The 19,904-nt window shown below is 27.3% G+C and carries 22 protein-coding genes; 6 read left to right on the top strand and 16 right to left on the bottom strand.

The window, feature by feature from the left end; genetic code table 11:
• Window positions 1-58 precede the first annotated feature (58 nt).
• Both ACAN_RS14080 and ACAN_RS04150 read left to right on the top strand, forming a co-directional pair.
• The gene (locus ACAN_RS14080; RefSeq protein WP_265734240.1) at window positions 59-184 is read left to right on the top strand and encodes a hypothetical protein; all 126 of its coding nucleotides are present in this window, start codon (window positions 59-61) and stop codon (window positions 182-184) included.
• On the top strand, window positions 171-1,403 hold the full coding sequence (locus ACAN_RS04150; protein WP_099335054.1) for an HD domain-containing protein: 1,233 nt from the start codon (window positions 171-173) through the stop codon (window positions 1,401-1,403). The genes ACAN_RS14080 and ACAN_RS04150 overlap by 14 nt, the downstream gene beginning before the upstream one ends.
• A gap of 21 nt (window positions 1,404-1,424) precedes the next feature.
• Here ACAN_RS04150 and ACAN_RS04145 read toward each other — a convergent pair whose 3' ends face one another.
• Complete coding sequence (locus ACAN_RS04145; RefSeq protein ID WP_099335055.1) at window positions 1,425-3,401, bottom strand: TonB-dependent receptor; 1,977 nt, start codon at window positions 3,399-3,401, stop codon at window positions 1,425-1,427.
• Between the two features lie 102 nt (window positions 3,402-3,503).
• Here ACAN_RS04145 and ACAN_RS04140 point away from each other — a divergent pair, with 102 nt between their 5' ends.
• Window positions 3,504-3,716 carry a hypothetical protein gene (locus ACAN_RS04140; protein ID WP_099335056.1) on the top strand — a complete coding sequence of 71 codons (213 nt, stop codon included), beginning with the start codon at window positions 3,504-3,506 and terminating at the stop codon, window positions 3,714-3,716.
• A 7-nt stretch (window positions 3,717-3,723) separates the two neighbouring features.
• Here ACAN_RS04140 and ACAN_RS04135 read toward each other — a convergent pair whose 3' ends face one another.
• The 4 genes from ACAN_RS04135 to ACAN_RS04120 form a co-directional block, all read right to left on the bottom strand.
• Window positions 3,724-4,005 carry a hypothetical protein gene (locus ACAN_RS04135; RefSeq protein ID WP_099335057.1) on the bottom strand — a complete coding sequence of 94 codons (282 nt, stop codon included), beginning with the start codon at window positions 4,003-4,005 and terminating at the stop codon, window positions 3,724-3,726.
• A 76-nt stretch (window positions 4,006-4,081) separates the two neighbouring features.
• A complete protein-coding gene (gene nth, locus ACAN_RS04130) occupies window positions 4,082-4,726 on the bottom strand; it encodes an endonuclease III (protein WP_099335058.1) in 645 nt (214 codons plus the stop codon).
• Window positions 4,727-5,176, bottom strand: coding sequence for a hypothetical protein (locus ACAN_RS04125; protein ID WP_099335059.1), 450 nt, complete (start codon window positions 5,174-5,176; stop codon window positions 4,727-4,729).
• On the bottom strand, window positions 5,173-5,592 hold the full coding sequence (locus tag ACAN_RS04120) for a FecR domain-containing protein (protein WP_099335060.1): 420 nt from the start codon (window positions 5,590-5,592) through the stop codon (window positions 5,173-5,175). The genes ACAN_RS04125 and ACAN_RS04120 overlap by 4 nt, the downstream gene beginning before the upstream one ends.
• 60 nt (window positions 5,593-5,652) lie before the next feature.
• Between ACAN_RS04120 and ACAN_RS04115 the strand changes: the two genes are divergently transcribed.
• The gene (locus ACAN_RS04115; RefSeq protein WP_099335061.1) at window positions 5,653-7,818 is read left to right on the top strand and encodes a CHASE2 domain-containing protein; all 2,166 of its coding nucleotides are present in this window, start codon (window positions 5,653-5,655) and stop codon (window positions 7,816-7,818) included.
• A 4-nt stretch (window positions 7,819-7,822) separates the two neighbouring features.
• On the opposite strand, the gene uvrB is transcribed toward ACAN_RS04115, so the two are convergent.
• Genes uvrB through greA form a run of 5 tightly spaced genes read right to left on the bottom strand, consistent with a single transcriptional unit; the run spans window position 7,823 to window position 12,508 of the window.
• The gene (gene uvrB / locus ACAN_RS04110) at window positions 7,823-9,796 is read right to left on the bottom strand and encodes an excinuclease ABC subunit UvrB (protein ID WP_099335062.1); all 1,974 of its coding nucleotides are present in this window, start codon (window positions 9,794-9,796) and stop codon (window positions 7,823-7,825) included.
• Between the two features lie 10 nt (window positions 9,797-9,806).
• On the bottom strand, window positions 9,807-10,334 hold the full coding sequence (locus ACAN_RS04105; RefSeq protein WP_099335063.1) for a hypothetical protein: 528 nt from the start codon (window positions 10,332-10,334) through the stop codon (window positions 9,807-9,809).
• Entirely contained in the window at window positions 10,331-11,029 is a 699-nt protein-coding gene (locus ACAN_RS04100; RefSeq protein ID WP_099335094.1) for a UDP-2,3-diacylglucosamine diphosphatase, read from the bottom strand. The genes ACAN_RS04105 and ACAN_RS04100 overlap by 4 nt, the downstream gene beginning before the upstream one ends.
• A complete protein-coding gene (gene argC, locus ACAN_RS04095; RefSeq protein WP_099335064.1) occupies window positions 11,019-12,023 on the bottom strand; it encodes an N-acetyl-gamma-glutamyl-phosphate reductase in 1,005 nt (334 codons plus the stop codon). The genes ACAN_RS04100 and argC overlap by 11 nt, the downstream gene beginning before the upstream one ends.
• On the bottom strand, window positions 12,023-12,508 hold the full coding sequence (greA, locus tag ACAN_RS04090; protein WP_099335065.1) for a transcription elongation factor GreA: 486 nt from the start codon (window positions 12,506-12,508) through the stop codon (window positions 12,023-12,025). The genes argC and greA overlap by 1 nt, the downstream gene beginning before the upstream one ends.
• A 60-nt stretch (window positions 12,509-12,568) precedes the next feature.
• On the opposite strand from greA, the gene ACAN_RS04085 reads away from it, so the two are divergent.
• Both ACAN_RS04085 and ACAN_RS04080 read left to right on the top strand, forming a co-directional pair.
• On the top strand, window positions 12,569-13,216 hold the full coding sequence (locus ACAN_RS04085; protein WP_099335066.1) for a tRNA threonylcarbamoyladenosine dehydratase: 648 nt from the start codon (window positions 12,569-12,571) through the stop codon (window positions 13,214-13,216).
• A gap of 73 nt (window positions 13,217-13,289) precedes the next feature.
• Entirely contained in the window at window positions 13,290-14,198 is a 909-nt protein-coding gene (locus ACAN_RS04080; RefSeq protein ID WP_099335067.1) for a chemotaxis protein CheV, read from the top strand.
• A 30-nt stretch (window positions 14,199-14,228) separates the two neighbouring features.
• Here ACAN_RS04080 and argH read toward each other — a convergent pair whose 3' ends face one another.
• The 6 genes from argH to ACAN_RS04050 form a co-directional block, all read right to left on the bottom strand.
• The gene (gene argH / locus ACAN_RS04075) at window positions 14,229-15,620 is read right to left on the bottom strand and encodes an argininosuccinate lyase (RefSeq protein WP_099335068.1); all 1,392 of its coding nucleotides are present in this window, start codon (window positions 15,618-15,620) and stop codon (window positions 14,229-14,231) included.
• Complete coding sequence (locus tag ACAN_RS04070; protein WP_099335069.1) at window positions 15,620-15,805, bottom strand: hypothetical protein; 186 nt, start codon at window positions 15,803-15,805, stop codon at window positions 15,620-15,622. The genes argH and ACAN_RS04070 overlap by 1 nt, the downstream gene beginning before the upstream one ends.
• 40 nt (window positions 15,806-15,845) lie before the next feature.
• Window positions 15,846-17,117 (bottom strand): hypothetical protein, encoded by a 1,272-nt coding sequence (locus ACAN_RS04065; RefSeq protein WP_099335070.1) that lies wholly within the window; start codon window positions 17,115-17,117, stop codon window positions 15,846-15,848.
• Window positions 17,118-17,567 (bottom strand): hemerythrin domain-containing protein, encoded by a 450-nt coding sequence (locus tag ACAN_RS04060; protein WP_099335071.1) that lies wholly within the window; start codon window positions 17,565-17,567, stop codon window positions 17,118-17,120. It lies immediately after the preceding gene.
• Window positions 17,568-17,667: 100 nt separating this feature from the next.
• Window positions 17,668-18,648, bottom strand: a complete 981-nt coding sequence (locus ACAN_RS04055) for an iron-sulfur cluster assembly scaffold protein (protein ID WP_099335072.1) — start codon at window positions 18,646-18,648, stop codon at window positions 17,668-17,670.
• 24 nt (window positions 18,649-18,672) lie between these two features.
• Window positions 18,673-19,869 carry a NifS family cysteine desulfurase gene (locus tag ACAN_RS04050; protein WP_099335095.1) on the bottom strand — a complete coding sequence of 399 codons (1,197 nt, stop codon included), beginning with the start codon at window positions 19,867-19,869 and terminating at the stop codon, window positions 18,673-18,675.
• Between the last annotated feature and the right edge of the window lie 35 nt (window positions 19,870-19,904).

Genomic DNA, 19,904 nt, shown 5'->3' with positions numbered 1-19,904 from the left:
TTCTAAGTACCTATTTATCAATATTATGTGATAATCAAAACAAAAATAAAGAGTTAAAATGCATGAACCTTGGGTAGCATATGTAGTAGTTGGAACAGTAGCAGCACTAATAATGCTAGGGAAAAACATGATATTTTTTAATAATGATTCTAAAGATAAAGATAAAAAAAATGATAAATCCTAAAATAATTGACTATATTTTTTCATCAGCTTCAATTCAAAGATGGAATGATTATCCAAGAATGGTTGAGTTAGTTGAACTTGATAAGCAAGCTCATAAATTTATAACAGCTTTTTTTATTGCAAAATTAGAAGATGATATTAACTACACACACTTAATAGAAGCAGGTATTTTTGAGTTTCTAAGAAGAATAGTTGTAACAGATATTAGACCTGATGTGTTTAGAAAAGCTATTCAAAAAAAATCAAAAGAGATAAACTCTTGGGTAATTGAAAAACTAAAAGACTCATTAGAACCAATACAAAATGGAGTTTTTTTAAAAAAATTCGAAGAGTATTTATATGATTCAAATATGTATAAAAAAGAGAGATTTATACTTAAAGCTGCATCATATTTAGCAACAAAATGGGAGTTTTCAATAGTATATCAAACTTCAAAATTTCTAACTGATATTGAAAATGTCAAAAGAAGTGTAGAAGATGAAATAGAAGATTATTATGAGCTAATTGGAGTTAGGAAAATATCTTTAAATAAAAAACTTTCAAGAATTATTGATTTAAGTGGAAGACTAAGATTTCAAAAAAGATGGGCACAAACACCAAGAATTCCTGAAACTTCAGTTTTAGGTCATATGCTAACAGTTGCACTATTTGCATATTTTTATTCAAAAGATGTAAATGCTTGTGATAAAAGATTGGAAAATAACTTTTATACTGCACTATTTCATGATTTACCTGAAGCTTTAACAAGAGATATAATCTCCCCTGTAAAATATAGTGTTGATGAGTTATCAGATATTATTGCAGAGTATGAAATAATAAAAATCGAAGATGACATACTTCCTTTTATTCCAGAGGGATTAAAAGAGGAGTTTTCATATCTTTTAGGACTTTATGAAAATAATAAAAAAGATGAATTTTTAAATAAAATCAACTATAAAGATCAAATAAAAATTGTAGATAATATTGATGATTATAACCTTGATAAATATAATCCTATTGATGGGAAAGCTTTAAAACAGTGTGATAAGCTTTCAGCTTTTATTGAAGCTAGTTTATCAATCTCCCATGGTATAAAATCAAAAGAGCTACAAAGTGGGAAAAAACATATTTTTAAAGGTTTGAAAACGGTTCAAGGAATTGACTTTAAAGAGCTTGCAAGACAAATTGATGAAGAGTTTGGAAGTACAGGACAAACGCAAGCAAGATTTGATTTTGACTAAAAGAGGAGTTCCTCTTTTAGTTTAAAAACTATATTTTATATTTAAATATACATATCTTCCAGGTTCATTTAATAGCATTACCTCATCACTTGTTGATGAAAGTAAAGTTAAATCTTTATATGTATTACTTGTGACATATGTTTTATCAAAAACATTATCAACACCTAGTGTTATTACTGTATTTTTTATATAACTATTTTCATATTTTAAGTTTAAAATACCATATCCACCAAGATGTTGTTCACCATTTTCCTCATCATAGTTACTCCAAGCTTTTGAAGCAATATATGAAGCTTTAAAGTTATTTTTACCTACTTCATAATTCAAAGCAACTCTTGCTTTAAGTGGCGCAATTTCAGCTAAGTTTGTATCATTTTGTCCATCTAAAGCCTCATCTTTTTTACCTCTTTGGTAAGCTAAACCATAATCAAAATACAATTCATCACTTGCATAATAAACCCCACTTATATCAAATCCATATATTTTTGCATCTACATTTTCAAACTTATTTTCTACTTTTGAAGCATTGTAAACTATATAATCTTTTAACATAGAATAAAATAGTTTTGTTTTGATTTTAAAATCACCAATAGTTTTTTCAAAACCTAAATCTATTTCATAGTTTTTTGTTTGATCTAAATCTGGTGTTCCTACTAATTTTCCTCCACTTTTTTTAAAATACAACTCTCTTGCATCTGGAACCCTACTTGATTTTCCAATACCTGCAAAAAGATTTAAACTACTATTTGCTTTATATGTAGTTAATAAATAAGCATTTAAAGAGTTATAATCATTATCTTGTTCATTTCCATCAGTTTTTATATCAGTTCTATCATATCTTGAAGCAAGTTCAATATTAAAAGCATTTATATCTTTATTGTATTTTGCAAAAACTGCTTTATTTTTTGTATTAGTTTTTGAAATACTATCTGCTAAATAAGGATTAGTTTTATTACTATACTCTCCCTCCCAACTTCTTTTGCTTGTATCTAAGCCTAAAGTTAAAACTCCATTTAAAAGATTCATATCATTTTGAAGTTTAGCACCTTTTATTTTTGATTTCATATGATTTGTCATTTCCATTGCACCATTTTTTCTATATGTTGTTGCCATAGGATGATCTACTTTTGAATAATAAGTATTAAATTTTAGTTTTTTAGAAAAAGTTGATAAATCATTTGCTATGTAATTAAAAGTATAAATATCAGAATCATCGTATATTGCGTCCATGCCAGTATTTGCATACAAAATGTCATCACTTCTATTAGCTGTATAAGATAGATTTATCTCTTGTTTATCATCTAGATTAAAGTATAATTTACTCATGAAAGTTCTCTTTTCATAAGCATCCATATCTTTGTATTTATCACTATACACTCTTGTGTCATCTTTACTATTTTTTTCAAGTTGTTGGGCTAAAGTATTGCCATCTCCATCTTCATACTGTTCGCTACTTTCAGTTGAAGCAGAGATAAGTGCTTTTATATCTTTTGTTCCTTTACTAAGTGTTGCAGAATACTTACTATAGCCATAACTTCCATAATTAACATTTACATCACCTAAAAAGCCCTCTTTTGGTTTTTTTGTATTTACTTTTACCTTAGCACTTAAAGTACCAAAATTTTCAACATCATAAGGTCCCTCAATAATTTCAACACTTTGTATGTTATTTGTAAGAACATGTGAAGTTGGTGGATCCATTCTATTTGGACATGCACCATATATTTTTGCATCATCTATTAAGATATTAATATTATCTTTTTTTTGACCTCTAATTATAATATCATTTGCAATACCACTTCGTCTTACAAGTGAGATTGAAGGTGATACTTCACTTAAAGCTTGTGCTAAATCTGCTGATTTTAGATTTTCATTACTAATATCTTTTACGACTTTTGAGTTTAATGTATCTGATACAAGAATTGATTCTAAGTTTATTTGCTCATTTGCACTTAAAACAGCAATAGCACTAAATGATAAAACTAAAGATTTTTTCATACTCTTCCTTTAAATTTTTTCAAATATTAGCTTTGATGTGTTAATTAAAAGTTAAATAATAAAATAATTTTTTGATATAATAGAAGAAAAAAGAGAGAATTAATGGCAAAAATATCTTTTGAAGTTGAGAGTAAAAACTTAAGCACTATTCTTACAATACTTAAAAGTTTAAAAATTGGAATGGTAAAAAATCTAAAAGTTGATGAATCAAAAAAATCCTTAAATACTCAAGATAAGCACTCTACACTTGCTACAACTAGTAAATATCTATCTAAAGATGAGTTCAAACAAAGATTAAAGAAGGGCTTGAAGTAGTATTTTACTACTGCCCTCCTCCTACACCTGATGCAAGTTCATCATGGGGAAATGTGTGTGGAATTTCATGGCAAACATTTTTTGACTCTTCAATTGCACTTATTAGCTCTTTTAAGTTTGCATAAGGCAATTCAATAGCACTTTTTTCACCTAATTCATTTGTAACTTCAACTCTAAATACTGGATAACTAGAGTCACCATATGGTTTTTCTACGTGAAATACTTCAATTAAACCAGTTTTCGTTTGAGAGATTTTAAACTCTTTTACTTTTATAGCTTCTCTTGACATACTAGCCTCCTTATTGCTTATTTATACAATAACAAACAAAAAGAAAAACTAATATAAATTAAAAGAACTAATTACTTTATGCAGGTTTAAAAGATTTTGTTGTTTTACAAACTTGAGGGAAAAGACAATTATTACAATCAGGATTTATAGCTTTACATGTGTATCTTCCAAAAAGTACCATTGCTTGATGAAAAATATGTAAATCATCTTTTAATTTTTTTACTAATTCTGCTTCTGTTTTTTCAACTGTTTTCTCATATGATAGTCCAAGCCTGTGAGAGACTCTAAAAACATGAGTATCTACAGCCATTAAATTTGCTCCTGTATACTCAATCATAAATACATTTGCTGTTTTATTTCCAACACCTGCTAGTTTTATTAACTCTTTTTCATTATGGGGAATATCACCATCATAATTCAAAATAACACTTTGTGCCATCTTTACAATATTTTTTGCTTTATTATTAAAAAAAGAGCATGATTTTAAAAGCTCTTTTACTTCTTCTATTTTTGCATCTGCTAGTGTAAATACATCTGGGTATTTTTCAAATAGTGCAGGAGTTATTATATTTACTCTTTTATCTGTACATTGGGCACTTAAAATAATTGCTATTAGTAACTCATAATCATTTTTATAATTTAATTCTGTAACTGCATTATTAAATTTTTCTTGAAATGCCTCTTTTATTATTTGAATTTCAGCTTTTGTAGCTTTTTTCATCTATTTCCTTAAATACTCTTTTATTTCAGAAAAGATATTTTTTGCATATGCATAGTTTATATCTTCTAATCTTATTAAGTAGTTTTCATCTTTTTTTGTTATTACAATCTCTTCTTTATTGAAATAATTCAATAATCCTTCATAAGTTTTCAAGGCATCATTTTTATTAAAAAGACCTACTTTTATATCTATTTTTTTACTTAAATCAGTTGTTGAAGTAAGTTTTAAAATATCTTTTAACTCACCTTTTTTTAGAATTCTAACTTCACTTAGCTTACCATCTTGTTTAATTTCAACTACTTGTGCAAGGCTTAAGTTTTTTGTAATATTTGATTTTTGTGAACTAACTTTTATATCACCACTTAAACTAGAGACTTTTTTTTGGTCACCTACAATAATTGTACTATTAGCAAAAGAAAATAAGCAAATTATAAAAAAAAGATTTTTCATTTGTTAATTCCTATTATAAAATTATCTGTTTGGATTTTAAACTGTTTAGGTGCAAGTTTTTCAATATTTCCTGTTTTTATTTTATAACTTCCTTTTTTAATTTTAAAATCTACTTTGTTATTTTCTTTGTTATTCTTATCATAAGAGTATTTTGATATTTCAAATATTGTTTTTACTCCCACATAAACTATAGTATTATCAAGAAATCTAATTTTTATTTTTGAAGTATCAAATGTTTTTATAATATCATTTTCTTTAATCTTAAAGCCAACGCCAATTATAGGTAATGTATCTTTTCCTCTTTGCACTAATGCTACTTGATTTTTACTATCATCAATAACTACTTTTTCAACAGTTCCTATATCATTTGCAAATGATAATGATATAAAAAGTAGTGTTAGTATTAAAGCTTTCAAAAATATACCCTTGTTTATTATTTATTATTATGTTAACATTTTTTAGCTAACATTTAACCTATGAAGGCTTTATTTAAATACTTAGTAATTTTTATCATTGTTTTTTGCTCTATATTTTTTACTTTTAAAAGCTATCCAGATTTATTTTTAAATCTTGACAATGAAATAAAAAGCTTTTTATTAAAGCACAAAAATAAAAACCATCAAAGTAAAAATGTAATAATAGTTGATATTGATGATAAAAGTATAAATCAAACTTCACAATGGCCTTGGAGAAGAGATCTATTTGCTAAATTAATAGATGAATTGCAAACAACAAACTTAAAAGTTATTGGTATTGATATTATGTTTTCAAAAGAAGATATAAACTCTCCTTTTAATGTACTAAAATCACTTGATTTGAAAATAAATAGACAACTTCCAAATTATGATGAACTTTTTTCAAAAGCCATTAAGAACTCTTCAAAACCCATAATTTTAGGATATCATTTTTTTAATAACTCTTTTAAGCAAAAAATATCACAAAAGCCAACTACTGTAGGAACTTTAAAAAAAACAAAACTAAATAAAATAGATATTTTAGAAGCAAATAATATTAATATGAATATTTCTTTACTACAAAATAGTGCTTATTCAAGTGGCTTTTTAAATATTATAAATAATAATTCTCCTATTTTAAGCAATGTTCCTTTAATAATAAAGTATGAAAATGAACTTTACCCATCTTTTGCACTAGAAATAATAAGAACACTAAAAGATAATAAAGATATTCTTATTAAACAAATTGAAAATTCAAGCTATAAAATAGAACTTGATAATTTAAATATTAGTGTAGATAAGAAGGCATCATTAAGTTTAAGTTATTATAAAAATAACTGTTTTAAAACCATATCAGCAGTTGATATTTTAAATAAAAATTATGACAAAACAATCTTTGATAATAAAATAGTTTTAATAGGAAGTTCAGCTTTAGATGTGGTAAGTTTAAATAACACATTAATAGATAAAAAACTATCTACTACACAAATTCATGCAACAATAATAGAAAATATTTTAAACAGCAATTTTTTTATAAATGTAAACTGGCAAGATAATTTTATAAGTGCATCGATTTTTATTATTTTTACATCACTTTTTTTAACTCTTTTTTTCAATAAACTTTTATTTAGTTCATATGTTAGTTTATTATTACTCTTTTTTATAAGCTTTACTATTTGCTACTTTTTTTATATTGAAAATATATTTATAAATAGTGCTTTTATTTTTCTGTCTTTAATAATTGCTTTTATTTGTACCATAACAATAATTTTTATCAAAAAAACAAAAGAGTTAATGACATTAAAGAAAAAATTTGCAGCTAAAGTATCAAATAATGTAATGAATGATTTGTTAAAAGATGAAAATAGTCATTATTTAAGAACAAAACAAAAAGATATTACAATTTTCTTTAGTGATATTATAGGGTTTTCACAAATAACTAACAAAATTAATGATCCTGAAAAACTAACAAAATTTTTAAATAAATATATGAATCCAATGACTAAAATCATTATGAAAAATAAAGGTACTGTTGATAAATTTATAGGTGATTCTATTATGGCTTATTGGAATGCTCCTTTTAGTGTAAATAATCATCAAGACCTTGCATTAACATCTGCACTTGAGCAACTAAAAGCCTTAGAAGAAATAAATAAAAACTATGAAGAAAATTCACCTTTAAAAATAAAAATTAGAATAGGAATAAATAGTGGAAAAGCTTATGTTGGGGAGATGGGTGCAGATGATAGAAATGACTATACAGCACTTGGAAGTGAAGTAAATAAAGCTTCAATTTTAGAGCAAGCTTGTAAGATTTATAAAACCTCTTGTATTATTTCACAAAGTGTAAAGATTGCATTAAAAAAAGATTACACAATTAGACTTCTTGATACTATTTCCATAGAAGATACAATAAAAGCACCTTTTAATATCTATGAAGTTTTTAAAGAGGGAAAACCAACACAAGAAGAGCAAATACAAATAGACTCTTTTGAGAAGGCTTTAGGGTTATATTATAAAAAAGAGTTTCAAAAAGCTTTGGATATTTTTCAAGAACTAAAAAATAAAAATAGTATTTTAAATACTTACGCTATAAGTTTTCATATTAAAAGATGTGAAAAATGCTTACTAAATACAAGCTTTTTTTCTCCTGTTACTATCATAAATAAAAGGCTTATTTCAAGATAAGCCTTTAGAGTTTTTTAATTTTATCTATTTCATCTCTTAATCTAATAGCTTCTTCAAAATTTAACTCACTTGATGCTTTTTTCATTTTTTTGTTTAATTCAAGTAGTAGTTTTTTCTTTTCACTTGCTGGCATTTTATCTAATTTTTGTTTCTTCCAAGCCAAATCATCATACTCTTCAAGTTTTAGATTTTGATCTAGTTTTCTTTTTGTTGATTTTGGAGTAATGTTATGTTTTTTATTATACTCCTCTTGGATTTTTCTTCTTCTGTTTGTTTCATCAATTGCAAACTGCATAGATCCAGTAATTCTTTTAGCAAAAAGAATTACTCTACCATTTTCATTTCTAGCACCTCTACCCATTGTTTGAATAAGTGAAGTTTTACTTCTTAAAAAGCCCTCTTTATCTGCATCTAATATGGCAACTAGGGAAGTTTCAGGAATATCAAGACCTTCTCTTAAAAGATTGATTCCAATAAGCACATCAAACTCTCCAAGTCTTAACTCTCTAATAATTTGGTTTCTTTCAATTGCATCAATTTCACTATGCATATATTTTACTTTTATTCCCAAATCAGAATAATAAGAAGCTAGCTCTTCTGCCATTTTTTTAGTTAATACTGTTACTAAAACCCTTTCATTTTTCTCTACTACTTTTTTAATTTCATCATAAAGTTTTTCTACTTGATATTCACTATCCATAATCTCAATAACAGGATCTAAAAGACCTGTTGGTCGAATAATTTGTTCAGCTACTACCGCACTTTTTTCAAGTTCTAATTCATTTGGTGTGGCACTTACAAAAACAAAGTGTGGTGCTTTATTTATAAATTCATCAAATTTTAAAGGTCTATTATCAAGTGCACTTGGTAGTCTAAATCCATACTCCACAAGTACTTCTTTTCTACTTCTATCAGCTGCATGCATTCCTCTAAATTGTGGTAAAGATACATGTGACTCATCAACAATTAATAAAAAATCCTCTTTCATTTGTTCAAAATAACTTATCAAAGAGTAAGGAGTTTCTTCTGGTTTTTGTCCAGTAAGATGTCTTGCGTAGTTTTCAATTCCTTTACACATACCTGTGCTTTCAATCATCTCTAAATCAAATTCAACTCTTTGTTTTAATCTTTGATACTCCACTTGTTTATCTTCTTGTTTGAAAAACTCAAGTCTTTGCTTTAACTCTTCTTCTATTTGTTTTACAGCAACTGCTAGTTTGTCATTTGAAACAACAAAAGGATTAACAGAGTATATTATTACTTCATCTAACTCTTTTATTCTTGTGTTAGTTAAATATTCGTGCTTACTAATTGTTTCAACTTCATCACCAAAAAACTCAACTCTTATAAATTCATCCTCAAAATAAGCAGGAAAAATATCAATTACATCTCCATTTACTCTAAAATCTGACCTATCAAAAAACTTATCATTTCTTTTATATCCCATCTCTACAAGTTTTAATAAAAACTTTTTTTGTGAGTATTCAAAACCAACTTCAATTCTTTGAACCATTGCTTTATACTCTTCTGGATTACCTAAACCGTAATTTGCAGAAACAGAAGCAATTACAATAACATCATCAAAAGATAAAAGTGATGCAGTTGCACTAAGTCTTAATCTTTCTAATTCCTCATTTATTGAAGAGTCTTTTTCAATAAACAAATCACTTCTTGGGATATAAGCTTCTGGCTGATAGTAGTCATAATAAGAGATAAAATACTCCACATGATTATTTGGAAAAAATGCTTTAAATTCTGAATACAATTGTGCGGCAAGTGTTTTATTATGTGTCATAATCAAAGTTGGTCTTTGTGTTTTTTCAATAACTTTTGCCATTGTATAAGTTTTTCCACTTCCTGTTACACCAAGAAGAGTATTATACTTTTCACCTTTTATTATTGAATCACTTAAAGCTTTTATTGCTTGTGGTTGATCTCCTGCTGGTTCATACTCACTTACTACTTTAAACTTTGCGATAATCTATCCTTTATTGCTTATATGTTGTTAGAAAATAAAAAAGTATTGATATCTCTTTATTTGTCCAAATAACATCATCACTTAAAATATTTTTTGAAGCTTTTATATCAACATTGGCTTTATACTTTAATAAAATAGTTTGAATAAAACTATTTAATGACTTATTATCAAGGTTAAGTATATTTTTATGAAATAGCTTTTCTTTATTTGGTATAAAAAAATCTTTATCATTTTTATAAAGATTAAGTAACATAGATATTTGCCAACTATGCCACTCTTTTTTTTCTAATTGCTTTGTATTTAAACTTTTTATATCTAATACTTCAAAAGTATGAAATATCTTTCTTACTATATTACTATTTGTTGTAAAATCTAATTTTTCTATTTTCAAAGGCAATTCAAGTTGACTTATATGGATATGATTTTTTATTTTTGGATTTATATTTTTAAGTTTTGTAGCTTTTCTTTTATTATAAAAAATAAAAGGTAATGATAAAAATATAACTGCAATTATAAAAAATAAAAACTCTAAATTCATAAACTTACTTTCTTGAAAATATTTTCCTTTAGGACCATATACTCACTACTACAACAAAGAGAAGGTACATTTACATATCTTTTAGTTCCAAAATCATACTCTTTACCTTGGTGAAAGTGTCCTTCAATAATAATATCTGCTTCAAAATTTTCAACTCTTTTTTTCGCTAACTCTTCAAAAGCTGTAAAATTATGGCAAATATTTTTTTTCATCAAAGAATAATATATATTTTTTGAAATAAAATTATTATAATCAATAGAGTTTAAAAATTTTAATAACCTATGGTTTCTAATAATTTTACAATAAATATTATATAAATTTGGAGTAAAATTATCTCCATGGGAAAGTGCGAGTTTTTTATTTTGATACTTCATAAAAATAGCTTGATCTTCTCTTTTTACTACTAATACATCTTTAAATAAAGGTTTCATATTATAATCATGATTTCCCTCTAAATATATTATTTTTATCTGTTTTGCAAGTTCATTTATTATATCAATAAGCTTTTGATTTCTTTTTACAAAATAACTGCTTTCAGATGAGATAAAATCAAACATATCTCCCATCAAAAAAAGCTGTTCAGTCTTAATCTTTTTAGATTTTAGTTTTTCTAAAAAGATTAAGAACTCTTGATTCTTTTCATTATAGTGCGAGTCTGCTACAAAGATTGCACCATCATTTATATTAAGGTGCATAGGCAATTTTAGGTATTCCTTCGCCCTCTTCAAAGCCACACATAATATTTGCGTTTACAACAGCTTGTGAAGACGCTCCTCTTAATAAATTATCAATTGAAGAGTTAATAAAAAGTGCTTTACCATTTCTTGCTACAAAAATATCACAAAAGTTTGTTCCTGATGTTGATTTTATATCAACTGCACTATTTCTAACTCTTACAAACTCACTATTTTTATAACTTTTTTCTAATATAGCTTCCACATCAACTTCTTCTTTTAAGCTTGCATAAACTGATACTAGCATTCCCCTTGTAACAGGTATTAAATGTGGTACAAAATTAACACTAAAATCTTTATCTTTAAGAAGTTTAACTTTTTCTTGAATTTCAGGCATATGTCTATGCTTGAAAGGATTATATGCATGAGTATTTTCGTTTATATGAGCAAACTGTGTTATCTCATTTAACTTTTTACCTGCACCTGTAACTCCTGATTTTGCATCAATAAATATTGGACTATTTTCATCAATATAATCTACAAAAGGAAGCAAAGCTAAAAGTGAAGCTGTTGGATAACACCCAGGATTTGCAACTAAGTTTGCATCTTTTAATTGATTTTTATAATACTCAGGTAAGCCATAGACTGCATTTTTAATATTCTTTTTATCTTCATGGGGACAATAGTGTTTTTCATAATTTTCAAGTTCTAATCTATAATCAGCACTTAAATCAACTACTTTGACACCCAAAGCTAATAACTCTTTTGCAAAAGACATAGATGTTTTATGTGGTAGTGCTAAAAAAGCAAGTTTTGCAACTTTTGCAACTTCATTTGCATTTGCTACTTCCACAGGCATATCAATTAACCCTTTTAAGCTTGGATGCAAATCTTGTACATTTACATCTCCTGTTGAGTTAGCTATATATGAAATATTAAATTTTGAATGAGTAATTAATATTTTTATTAGCTCTAAACCAGTATAGCCACTAGCTCCAATAATTGCTACATTCATTATAAATTTATCTCCTTATAATAAACTTCTAATACTTCAAAAGTTCTAACACCTCCTGGAAGTGTAGCTTGAAGTTCATCTCCCTCTTCTTTTCCCATTAACTGTTTTGCTAAAGGTGAGTTAAAAGAGATAAATCCTTTTTCTGCATTTGATTCTATTCCACCAACAATTGTATAAGTATACTCTTCATCTGTATCAACATCTACTAAACTAACAGTTGACCCAAAACTAACTTTATCATGTGGTAGTGTTGAGGGATCAATAATTACTGCTTTACTAATAATATTACTTAATTCTGCGATTTGTGTATCAATTAATTTTAATTTATCTTTTGCAGCATGATACTCAGCATTCTCTTTTAAATCTCCTAATTGTCTTGCTTCATCCAAAGCAATAACAGTTTGAGGTCTCTCTTTTGATTTCAAGAAGTCTAGATTTCCTGTAATTTTTTCATATCCATCTCTTGTCATAGGTTCTTTTTCCATCAACGACTCCATAAATTATTTTATGCTATAATATCTAAAATTTTTAAAAGAGTAGATTAGATGAGATATGATAGAACAAAAAAACTATTTGGTGAAGAAAACTTTAATAAATTTACAAAAGCAAAAATTATACTGCTTGGAGTTGGTGGAGTAGGAAGTTTTGCCCTTGATGCACTTTATAGGACAGGCGTTACTGATATTACTATTGTAGATTTTGACACATATGAAGAGTCAAATTTAAATAGACAAATGGGTAGTGAGGGTAACATTGGAAAAGTAAAAGTTGAAGCATTAGCACAAAAATATCCAAAAGTGACACCAATTCATGTTAAGATAACAAAAGAGTGGATTGATAACTTTGATTTTTCACAATTTGATTATATTTTAGATGCAATAGATGATGTAATACCTAAAGTTCATCTAATAAAAAAACACTATACTAAAGTAATTAGTACAAGTGGTGGAGCTAAAAGAATTGATCCTAGTAAAATTGAGTATTTATCTATTTGGAAAACGTATAATGACCCATTTATTAGAAAAATAAGAACTGAGCTTAAAGCACAAGGGTTCAAGAAAAAGTTTAAAGTAGTTTTTTCTTCAGAAGAGCCTTTATGTATAGAAAAAGGAAGCTTTGAAGGAGTTACAGGTTCATTTGGTCTTATGATGGCTTCTGTAACAATAAAAAAATTGTTAAATAAGAAGAAGTAAAATAACTTTTATAAAAAAGTTGATTATAAGAAAAAAAGATATATAATTTAAGTATCACATAAAAAGGAATAATATGAGCGATATTAATAGTAGCGTTGAACAAATGACACAAGGTCATAAAAGAAATGTTCAACAATTAGCCGTATTTTACACTAGTCATAACAATATTTATGCAATCAATATTGCAAAAGTAAAAGCTTTTGTTATTAAAGAAGAAGTAACAATAAATGACACACCAAGTGATTCAAATATAATTGCAGGTATTGCTACTATTAGGGGTGAACCTGTTACTTTAGTAAATTTAGATGCATGGCTAGGCCAACAAAAAATGCAAATAGATGAGTATAAACTTATAATATATTGTGAATTCAATCATAAAAAAGTAGGATTTTTAATTAAAGATATGTTAGATATTGTTGAAAAAACTACTGAAGAGTTAAGACATACAGAAGAGACAAACTCAAAAATAACATATACAACTTATGTAAGAGTTAATGATAAAGATGAGTTATGTACTGTATTTAATGCTGAACAACTACTAAAAGATATTGGTTGGACAGGTGATGGACAAGATGAAGTTAACAAATATGTTGATGCTCCTTTAATATCTGATAAATTAGTTCTAGCAGCAGAAGATTCAGGAGTTGCAAGGGAAGTATTAAGAAAATTTTTCCAAAAAGCAAAACTAAAATTTGAAATTTATAACAATGGTGCTTTATTACTTCAAAGAATACAAGAAGTAGATCCAAATAGTATAGGTTTAATTATAACAGATATTGAGATGCCAGAAGCTGATGGTTTCCAAGTTGCATCTTTTATAAAAGATAATAGTTCACACAATCATATTCCTGTAATAGTTAACTCATCTATGACAACAGATGCTGTTAAAAATAAAATGAAAGATATTGGTGTTGATGGTTTTATTGGTAAAACAGATGTTCAAGCCTTATATGAAGCTACTAAAAAATTCCTACTTAATTAATATTAGATGAGACTTTGCTCATCTAATATTTTATTTAGATTCTAACCAAGTTTTTAGTAGTTCTATTTGTATATTTGTCTGTTTTGTAGATGTTCCACCAAATGAATCTCTTGCATTCATTGAAGCTTCTAAATCAAGATAATTTAAAATCTCTTCATCTATATTACTAATTTGTTCATTTGAGTTTCTTATTTCTTCAATTGTTAGTTCACTAATATCTTTATTTAATTTATTTGCTGTTGCTACTACATCTTTTGTAATATAATAAGCTGTTCTAAAAGGCATATTTTGTTTTTGTACTAAATAATCAGCCAAATCAGTAGCACTTAAATGCCCTATTTTACAAGCATTGTACATCTTATCTTCATTTACAATCATAGTTTTAATTACTTCATTTAAGATTGCAAGGGATACTTCTATTGTCTTAACAGAATCAAATACACCCTCTTTATCCTCTTGTGTATCTTTATTATAAGCTAGTGGTAAACCTTTCATTACTGTAAATAATGAAATTAAATTACCATATGCTCTTCCTGTTTTACCCCTTAAAAGTTCAGGAACATCTGGATTTTTCTTTTGTGGCATAATAGAAGAAGTAGTTGCATACTCATCACTCATTCTTACAAATTGGAACTCATATGAAGACCAAGTTACAAGCTCTTCTGAAATTCTACTTATGTGCATTATTGTTGTACTTATATTAAATAAAATCTCCAAAGCAAAATCTCTATCACTTACGCTATCCATTGCATGAGTTGTAGGTGAATAAAATCCAAGTTGTGAACATGTACTATCTCGATTTATATTATGAGGTGTTCCAGCAAGGGCAGCACTTCCTAAAGGTGAAAAGTTATTTCTTTCATATGAACTTTCAAATCTTTCATAATCTCTTTTAAACATATTTGCATAAGCTAGTAAATGGTACCCAAAATTGATAGGTTGAGCATGCTGTAAATGTGTCATTCCAGGTATTAAAGTAGTTGTATGTTTTGAAGCTACATCAACAAAAGTATTAATTAACTCTTTTATTTGTTGTTTGATACTTATATTTTTATCTTGTACATAAAGTCTAAAATCAGTTGCAACTTGATCATTTCTACTTCTTGCTGTGTGAAGTCTTTTTCCAGCTTCACCTACAATTTCAGTTAATCTACTCTCAACTGCCATGTGAATATCTTCATGCTCTATTTTAAACTCAAATTCACCACTTTCAATTTCTTGTTTTACTTGTAAAAGTCCTTTATGGATTGCTTCTTTATCTTCTTTTGATAAAATTCCTTGTTCAAAAAGCATTTGACTATGTGCTATTGAGCCTTTTATATCTTGTGCATAAAGCTCTTTATCAAACATAACAGAAGCATTAAACTCATCTAATATTTTTGCATTTGTATTTTTTAAAATTTGATTATTTTGTTTTGACATTAACTTTTTTCCTCAATCTTTTTAATGGCATCTTTTATAATTGCTAATATTTTATCTTTTGCTTCATCTTCATTATTTTCAGGTACATCCCATCCAACAATAGACATATATTTATCAACAAGTGAATTTACATCTGAAATAATAGTATCGTGAAGTTGTGCTAACTCTTTATCTTGTGCAGTCATAATATCCCCTTTTTTAGTATTAAAGGATATTATAACATAACTATGATTGTACGAAAGTTTGTAAAGGCTCTTTTTTAGAAATGCTTGCATACTTTCTCATTCCAAGTACACAATTTATAAAAAATAAGATATTAGATAAAATAAATAAAATTGCTGCTATAGTTATAAATATTTGACTAAAAAAACCATATAATAAAAAGAAAACATATGAAGCCATATAAATATAAAAATGAATTTTAATTAAATCCTCATGAATTATCTCTTTTATTGTTGGAATATCAAAGTATCCTTTGGAACTTAGATGAAACCAACATAAAAATGGAATAATTTTATAAACCATTCCTTGTAATAATGAGAATAAAAATCCAAAAGCAAATAAAATAGTTAAAAAATAAGATGAATCTTGTGGAACAAAAAGCCAATTTAACATTGCTATTACAAGAGAATATAAAGATACTTTCCAATACCAAAGTGTTACATCAGAAACAGGTCTTCTTCTATTATTTAACGAATTTAGTCCATGAAATGCATATATAACAAAAAATATTGCAAATAGTACTTTATAAATATAAAAATTAAGGTCTAAAAATGCAAAAGCAAAATAAGAAATAATAAGTAAAAATATAGATAAAGGAAGTCTATTTTGAACTGATTTAGGAAAATCTAAAGCAACATAAAACATAGGTATTACTTGAAAAGAGACACCAATAATAAGTAATGCAGCAAAGCCAAATATACCAAGTAAAATATGAATATTTACAAAAGATAAATAGTTTGAACCCATATTACCACTTAAATGTGCACCAGCTAAATGTAAACCTAAAAGTGCTGTTAAAACCCCTGCAATAGCAAATAGTTTCATAACATTTACCGTAGAAGTAACATATTTTACTTTAAATAATAGTCTTATTGCTGTAATAAAAAAAGTCAAAAAAGATATAGCTAGACAAATAATCGCTGCAATTAAAAACTCATTTTGATAATACAAAAACTTTAATACAAAAAATATAGTTCCCAATGTTAAAAAAGTATGCACAACTGTTGCAAAAAGCTTGGCTCTTTTAATAGGTGCACCTGCAAGTACAGGCATCATTTGTTGCATTGCACCAAAAATTATCATTGATAATACACCTAAAGTAAACATATGAACCATAGCTATAGTTTCACTTGAAAACCTATTTGTTATAAGTTCTGCTGGATAAATTAAAAACATTACTCCAATTAGCATAGCAAAAATTGGTGCTGTTAAAAAAAACCTAAAAGGTACAGAAATTGGTGGTGCTTGATCTAATGATAATCCTTGGTTAAACATCTATTTCACTCTTTTTAATTCTTTCATTTTTTCTATAACTGAACTTTTTTGTTCTTGTATATGAGCATCAGCCATTGCATAAAGCATTTGCTCTTCTTTCATATTATGTTGTTGCGTAAGCATCATCAAACTTTCACTTAATCCAAAAAAATGATTCTTATCTTGCTTAGCAATATCTTCTCTCATTTGAGAAACAACATTTAGCATTTGTGCATGTTCCATTCTCATAACTTGAGTTGGTCCATTTGTCATGCCCGTGATCTCTTCAAAAACTGGAAACATTACTTTTTCTTCCATATCAAAATGTGTTTGTAAATCTTTTGCAAATTTTTCAAAACTCTCTTCTGATTTTGCCCAATCTTGTGAAGCTACTGCATTTTCCATATTTGCAAACTCTTCATCGCACTCTCTATGATCTTGTGTAAGAAAAGATTTAATTGTTTCTTCCATAATTTAGCCTTTTATGTTTTTATAAAATTGTACATAAAAAAGTAAATTAATAGATTGATGAATATCAATAAAAGAGAGTTCTCTCTTTTATTTGATAAATTTAAATAGGTAAAACTCTTAAGTTTTCGTCAATTTTTTGTTTTAATATTGACTCAATAGCGTATAATGTTCCAGTACTTCCAGAAGCACATCCTGAACATGCACCTAAGTATCTAATATATAAGTCATAATGAGGTAAGTTTTCTTTAATATCAATAATTTCCATATTACCACCATCCATTACAAGCATTGGTCTAATATCTTCATCTAAAACTGAATCAATTGCTTTAATTCTTTGAACTAAAGTCATCTTGTCAAAAGTTAATTCACCACTTGCACTTGCATCAGCTGCATCTTTTAACTTTTCTTCATCCATTGAAGCTCTTGTATCTTTTAAAATATCTACTAAGTAAATATCTTTTTCTTCATGTCCACCTGGCTTGATACATGATTTACAAAATGCACCAGCTTTTGTATAATCTGTGATTTCTTCAACTGTTTTTAAATCATTAATTTTAATTACTTCTTTAATAGTTGCTAATGAAACCCTTGCACATTCACAAATAATCTCTTCTTCTTCAAAAGATTCCATATCAACACCTTTATATTGTGATGCTGCTTTTTTAATAACATCATACGCCATAACAGAACAGTGCATTTTTTGAGGTGGAACAGCAGGTGTATCTGGATTATCTCTTAATGCTTTTTCAACATCAATATTTGTAATTTTAATTGCTTCATCAACTGTTTTACCTACACATAACTCAGCCATAACATCACTTGATGCAATTGCTGTACCACATCCAAAAGATTTGAATTTTGATTCTAAAATTTTATCTGTAGCTTCATCAACTGCCCAATAAAGTCTAACTGCATCACCACATGATTCTGCACCAAAATCAGCAATAATAAGTTTTGCATTTAACTCTTTTGCTCTTTCTTCTGTAATTTCCCCTTGATGTTGAGGATTATTCATTCTATTTACAACTTGATCTGAATACTCATCCCAAATAGATCCGCTAATTAAATCATTTTTTGCCATTTTATTATTCCTTTTTATTTCTTTTTATAATCCAGATTCATGTGATTTTGGTGCATATGCATAAGAACTTGATAAGTTTCTTAATCTTTTAACTGCATTTACAATTACCTCAATCGCATAATCAATTTGCTCTTGTGTATTAAATCTACTTAAGCTAAATCTAACTCCAGTATGTGCTAATTCACTATCACTTCCAAATGCATTCATTACTGGGTTTGCTTCTAAATCCTCAGATGCACATGCACTTCCTGTACTAGCACCTATTCCTTTTTGATTTAAATCCCATAACATAGATTCACCCTCAACACCTCTAATTGAAATAAGCGTTGTATTTGGAGTTCTATTTTCAGTTCCACCAATAACAAGTGTTTCAGGTAGTTCTAAAATTGCACTTTCAAGTCTATCTCTTAATTTTCTTACATGATTATCTTCATAAGCCAATGCCATTTCATTTGTAGCTAAATGCATAGCATATCCCATTCCTACCATTGATGCAACATCAACAGTACCAGCTCTTTTGCCACCCATTTGCTCACCACCATGTAGTAATGGAGTTAATTTTACACCTTTTTTAATATATGTTCCACCAACACCTTTTGGTCCATGAAATTTATGTGCTGAAAAAGACATAAAATCTAAATTTGCTTTTTGTACATCAACAGGAACTTTTCCAATTGCTTGTGTTGCATCTGAGTGAAATAATACATTTGCTTCTTTACAAATTTGCCCAATCTCTTCAATAGGAAAAAGTTTTCCAGTTTCATTATTAGCCCACATAATACTAACTAAAGCTGTATCTTCTTTAATACTATCTCTTACTGTATTTGCTTCAATAACGCCATTTTCATTTACTGGCAAATAAGTAATGCTCACGCCTTGTGATTCTAAAAATCTACATGCTGCTGTAACTGCTGGGTGTTCTACTTCTGAAGTTACAATGTGATTTTTATCACCATTTAATATCTCATCAACCCATACACCTTTTATTACTGTATTAATGCTTTCAGTAGCATTTGAAGTAATAATAATGTCATCTTCATCATCTGCATTTATTCCAGTATATAAATAATCTAATGCTTCCATCATTTTTGGATGTGTTCCAGCTCCAAATCTATGTAAAGAGTTAGGATTACCATAAGTTTCACAGAAAAATGGTTTCATCTGTTCAAAAACTAGTGGATCAACCATTGTTGTAGCATTGTTATCTAAATAAACTTCCATCATATTTCTTTTCCTAATCGATAATTTAATTGTAT

Source organism: Malaciobacter canalis (assembly GCF_008000835.1).
GTDB classification, from domain to species: domain Bacteria; phylum Campylobacterota; class Campylobacteria; order Campylobacterales; family Arcobacteraceae; genus Malaciobacter; species Malaciobacter canalis.
The sequence above is the reverse complement of the archived record's forward strand: the minus strand, read 5'-3'. Positions and strand labels throughout refer to the sequence as shown.

What these genes read in the sequence shown, in the direction of transcription:
- nth (WP_099335058.1), bottom strand. Translation starts at nt 4,726, where the DNA reads ATGAAAAAAGCTACAAAAGCTGAAATTCAAATAATAAAAGAGGCATTT.
- ACAN_RS14080 (WP_265734240.1), top strand. Translation starts at nt 59, where the DNA reads ATGCATGAACCTTGGGTAGCATATGTAGTAGTTGGAACAGTAGCAGCA.
- ACAN_RS04145 (WP_099335055.1), bottom strand. Translation starts at nt 3,401, where the DNA reads ATGAAAAAATCTTTAGTTTTATCATTTAGTGCTATTGCTGTTTTAAGT.
- argC (WP_099335064.1), bottom strand. Translation starts at nt 12,023, where the DNA reads ATGAATGTAGCAATTATTGGAGCTAGTGGCTATACTGGTTTAGAGCTA.
- ACAN_RS04060 (WP_099335071.1), bottom strand. Translation starts at nt 17,567, where the DNA reads ATGGAAGAAACAATTAAATCTTTTCTTACACAAGATCATAGAGAGTGC.
- ACAN_RS04055 (WP_099335072.1), bottom strand. Translation starts at nt 18,648, where the DNA reads ATGGCAAAAAATGATTTAATTAGCGGATCTATTTGGGATGAGTATTCA.
- ACAN_RS04050 (WP_099335095.1), bottom strand. Translation starts at nt 19,869, where the DNA reads ATGGAAGTTTATTTAGATAACAATGCTACAACAATGGTTGATCCACTA.
- ACAN_RS04135 (WP_099335057.1), bottom strand. Translation starts at nt 4,005, where the DNA reads ATGTCAAGAGAAGCTATAAAAGTAAAAGAGTTTAAAATCTCTCAAACG.
- ACAN_RS04125 (WP_099335059.1), bottom strand. Translation starts at nt 5,176, where the DNA reads ATGAAAAATCTTTTTTTTATAATTTGCTTATTTTCTTTTGCTAATAGT.
- ACAN_RS04115 (WP_099335061.1), top strand. Translation starts at nt 5,653, where the DNA reads ATGAAGGCTTTATTTAAATACTTAGTAATTTTTATCATTGTTTTTTGC.
- ACAN_RS04070 (WP_099335069.1), bottom strand. Translation starts at nt 15,805, where the DNA reads ATGACTGCACAAGATAAAGAGTTAGCACAACTTCACGATACTATTATT.
- ACAN_RS04065 (WP_099335070.1), bottom strand. Translation starts at nt 17,117, where the DNA reads ATGTTTAACCAAGGATTATCATTAGATCAAGCACCACCAATTTCTGTA.
- ACAN_RS04100 (WP_099335094.1), bottom strand. Translation starts at nt 11,029, where the DNA reads ATGCACCTTAATATAAATGATGGTGCAATCTTTGTAGCAGACTCGCAC.
- ACAN_RS04150 (WP_099335054.1), top strand. Translation starts at nt 171, where the DNA reads ATGATAAATCCTAAAATAATTGACTATATTTTTTCATCAGCTTCAATT.
- ACAN_RS04105 (WP_099335063.1), bottom strand. Translation starts at nt 10,334, where the DNA reads ATGAATTTAGAGTTTTTATTTTTTATAATTGCAGTTATATTTTTATCA.
- greA (WP_099335065.1), bottom strand. Translation starts at nt 12,508, where the DNA reads ATGGAAAAAGAACCTATGACAAGAGATGGATATGAAAAAATTACAGGA.
- ACAN_RS04140 (WP_099335056.1), top strand. Translation starts at nt 3,504, where the DNA reads ATGGCAAAAATATCTTTTGAAGTTGAGAGTAAAAACTTAAGCACTATT.
- argH (WP_099335068.1), bottom strand. Translation starts at nt 15,620, where the DNA reads ATGTCAAAACAAAATAATCAAATTTTAAAAAATACAAATGCAAAAATA.
- ACAN_RS04080 (WP_099335067.1), top strand. Translation starts at nt 13,290, where the DNA reads ATGAGCGATATTAATAGTAGCGTTGAACAAATGACACAAGGTCATAAA.
- ACAN_RS04085 (WP_099335066.1), top strand. Translation starts at nt 12,569, where the DNA reads ATGAGATATGATAGAACAAAAAAACTATTTGGTGAAGAAAACTTTAAT.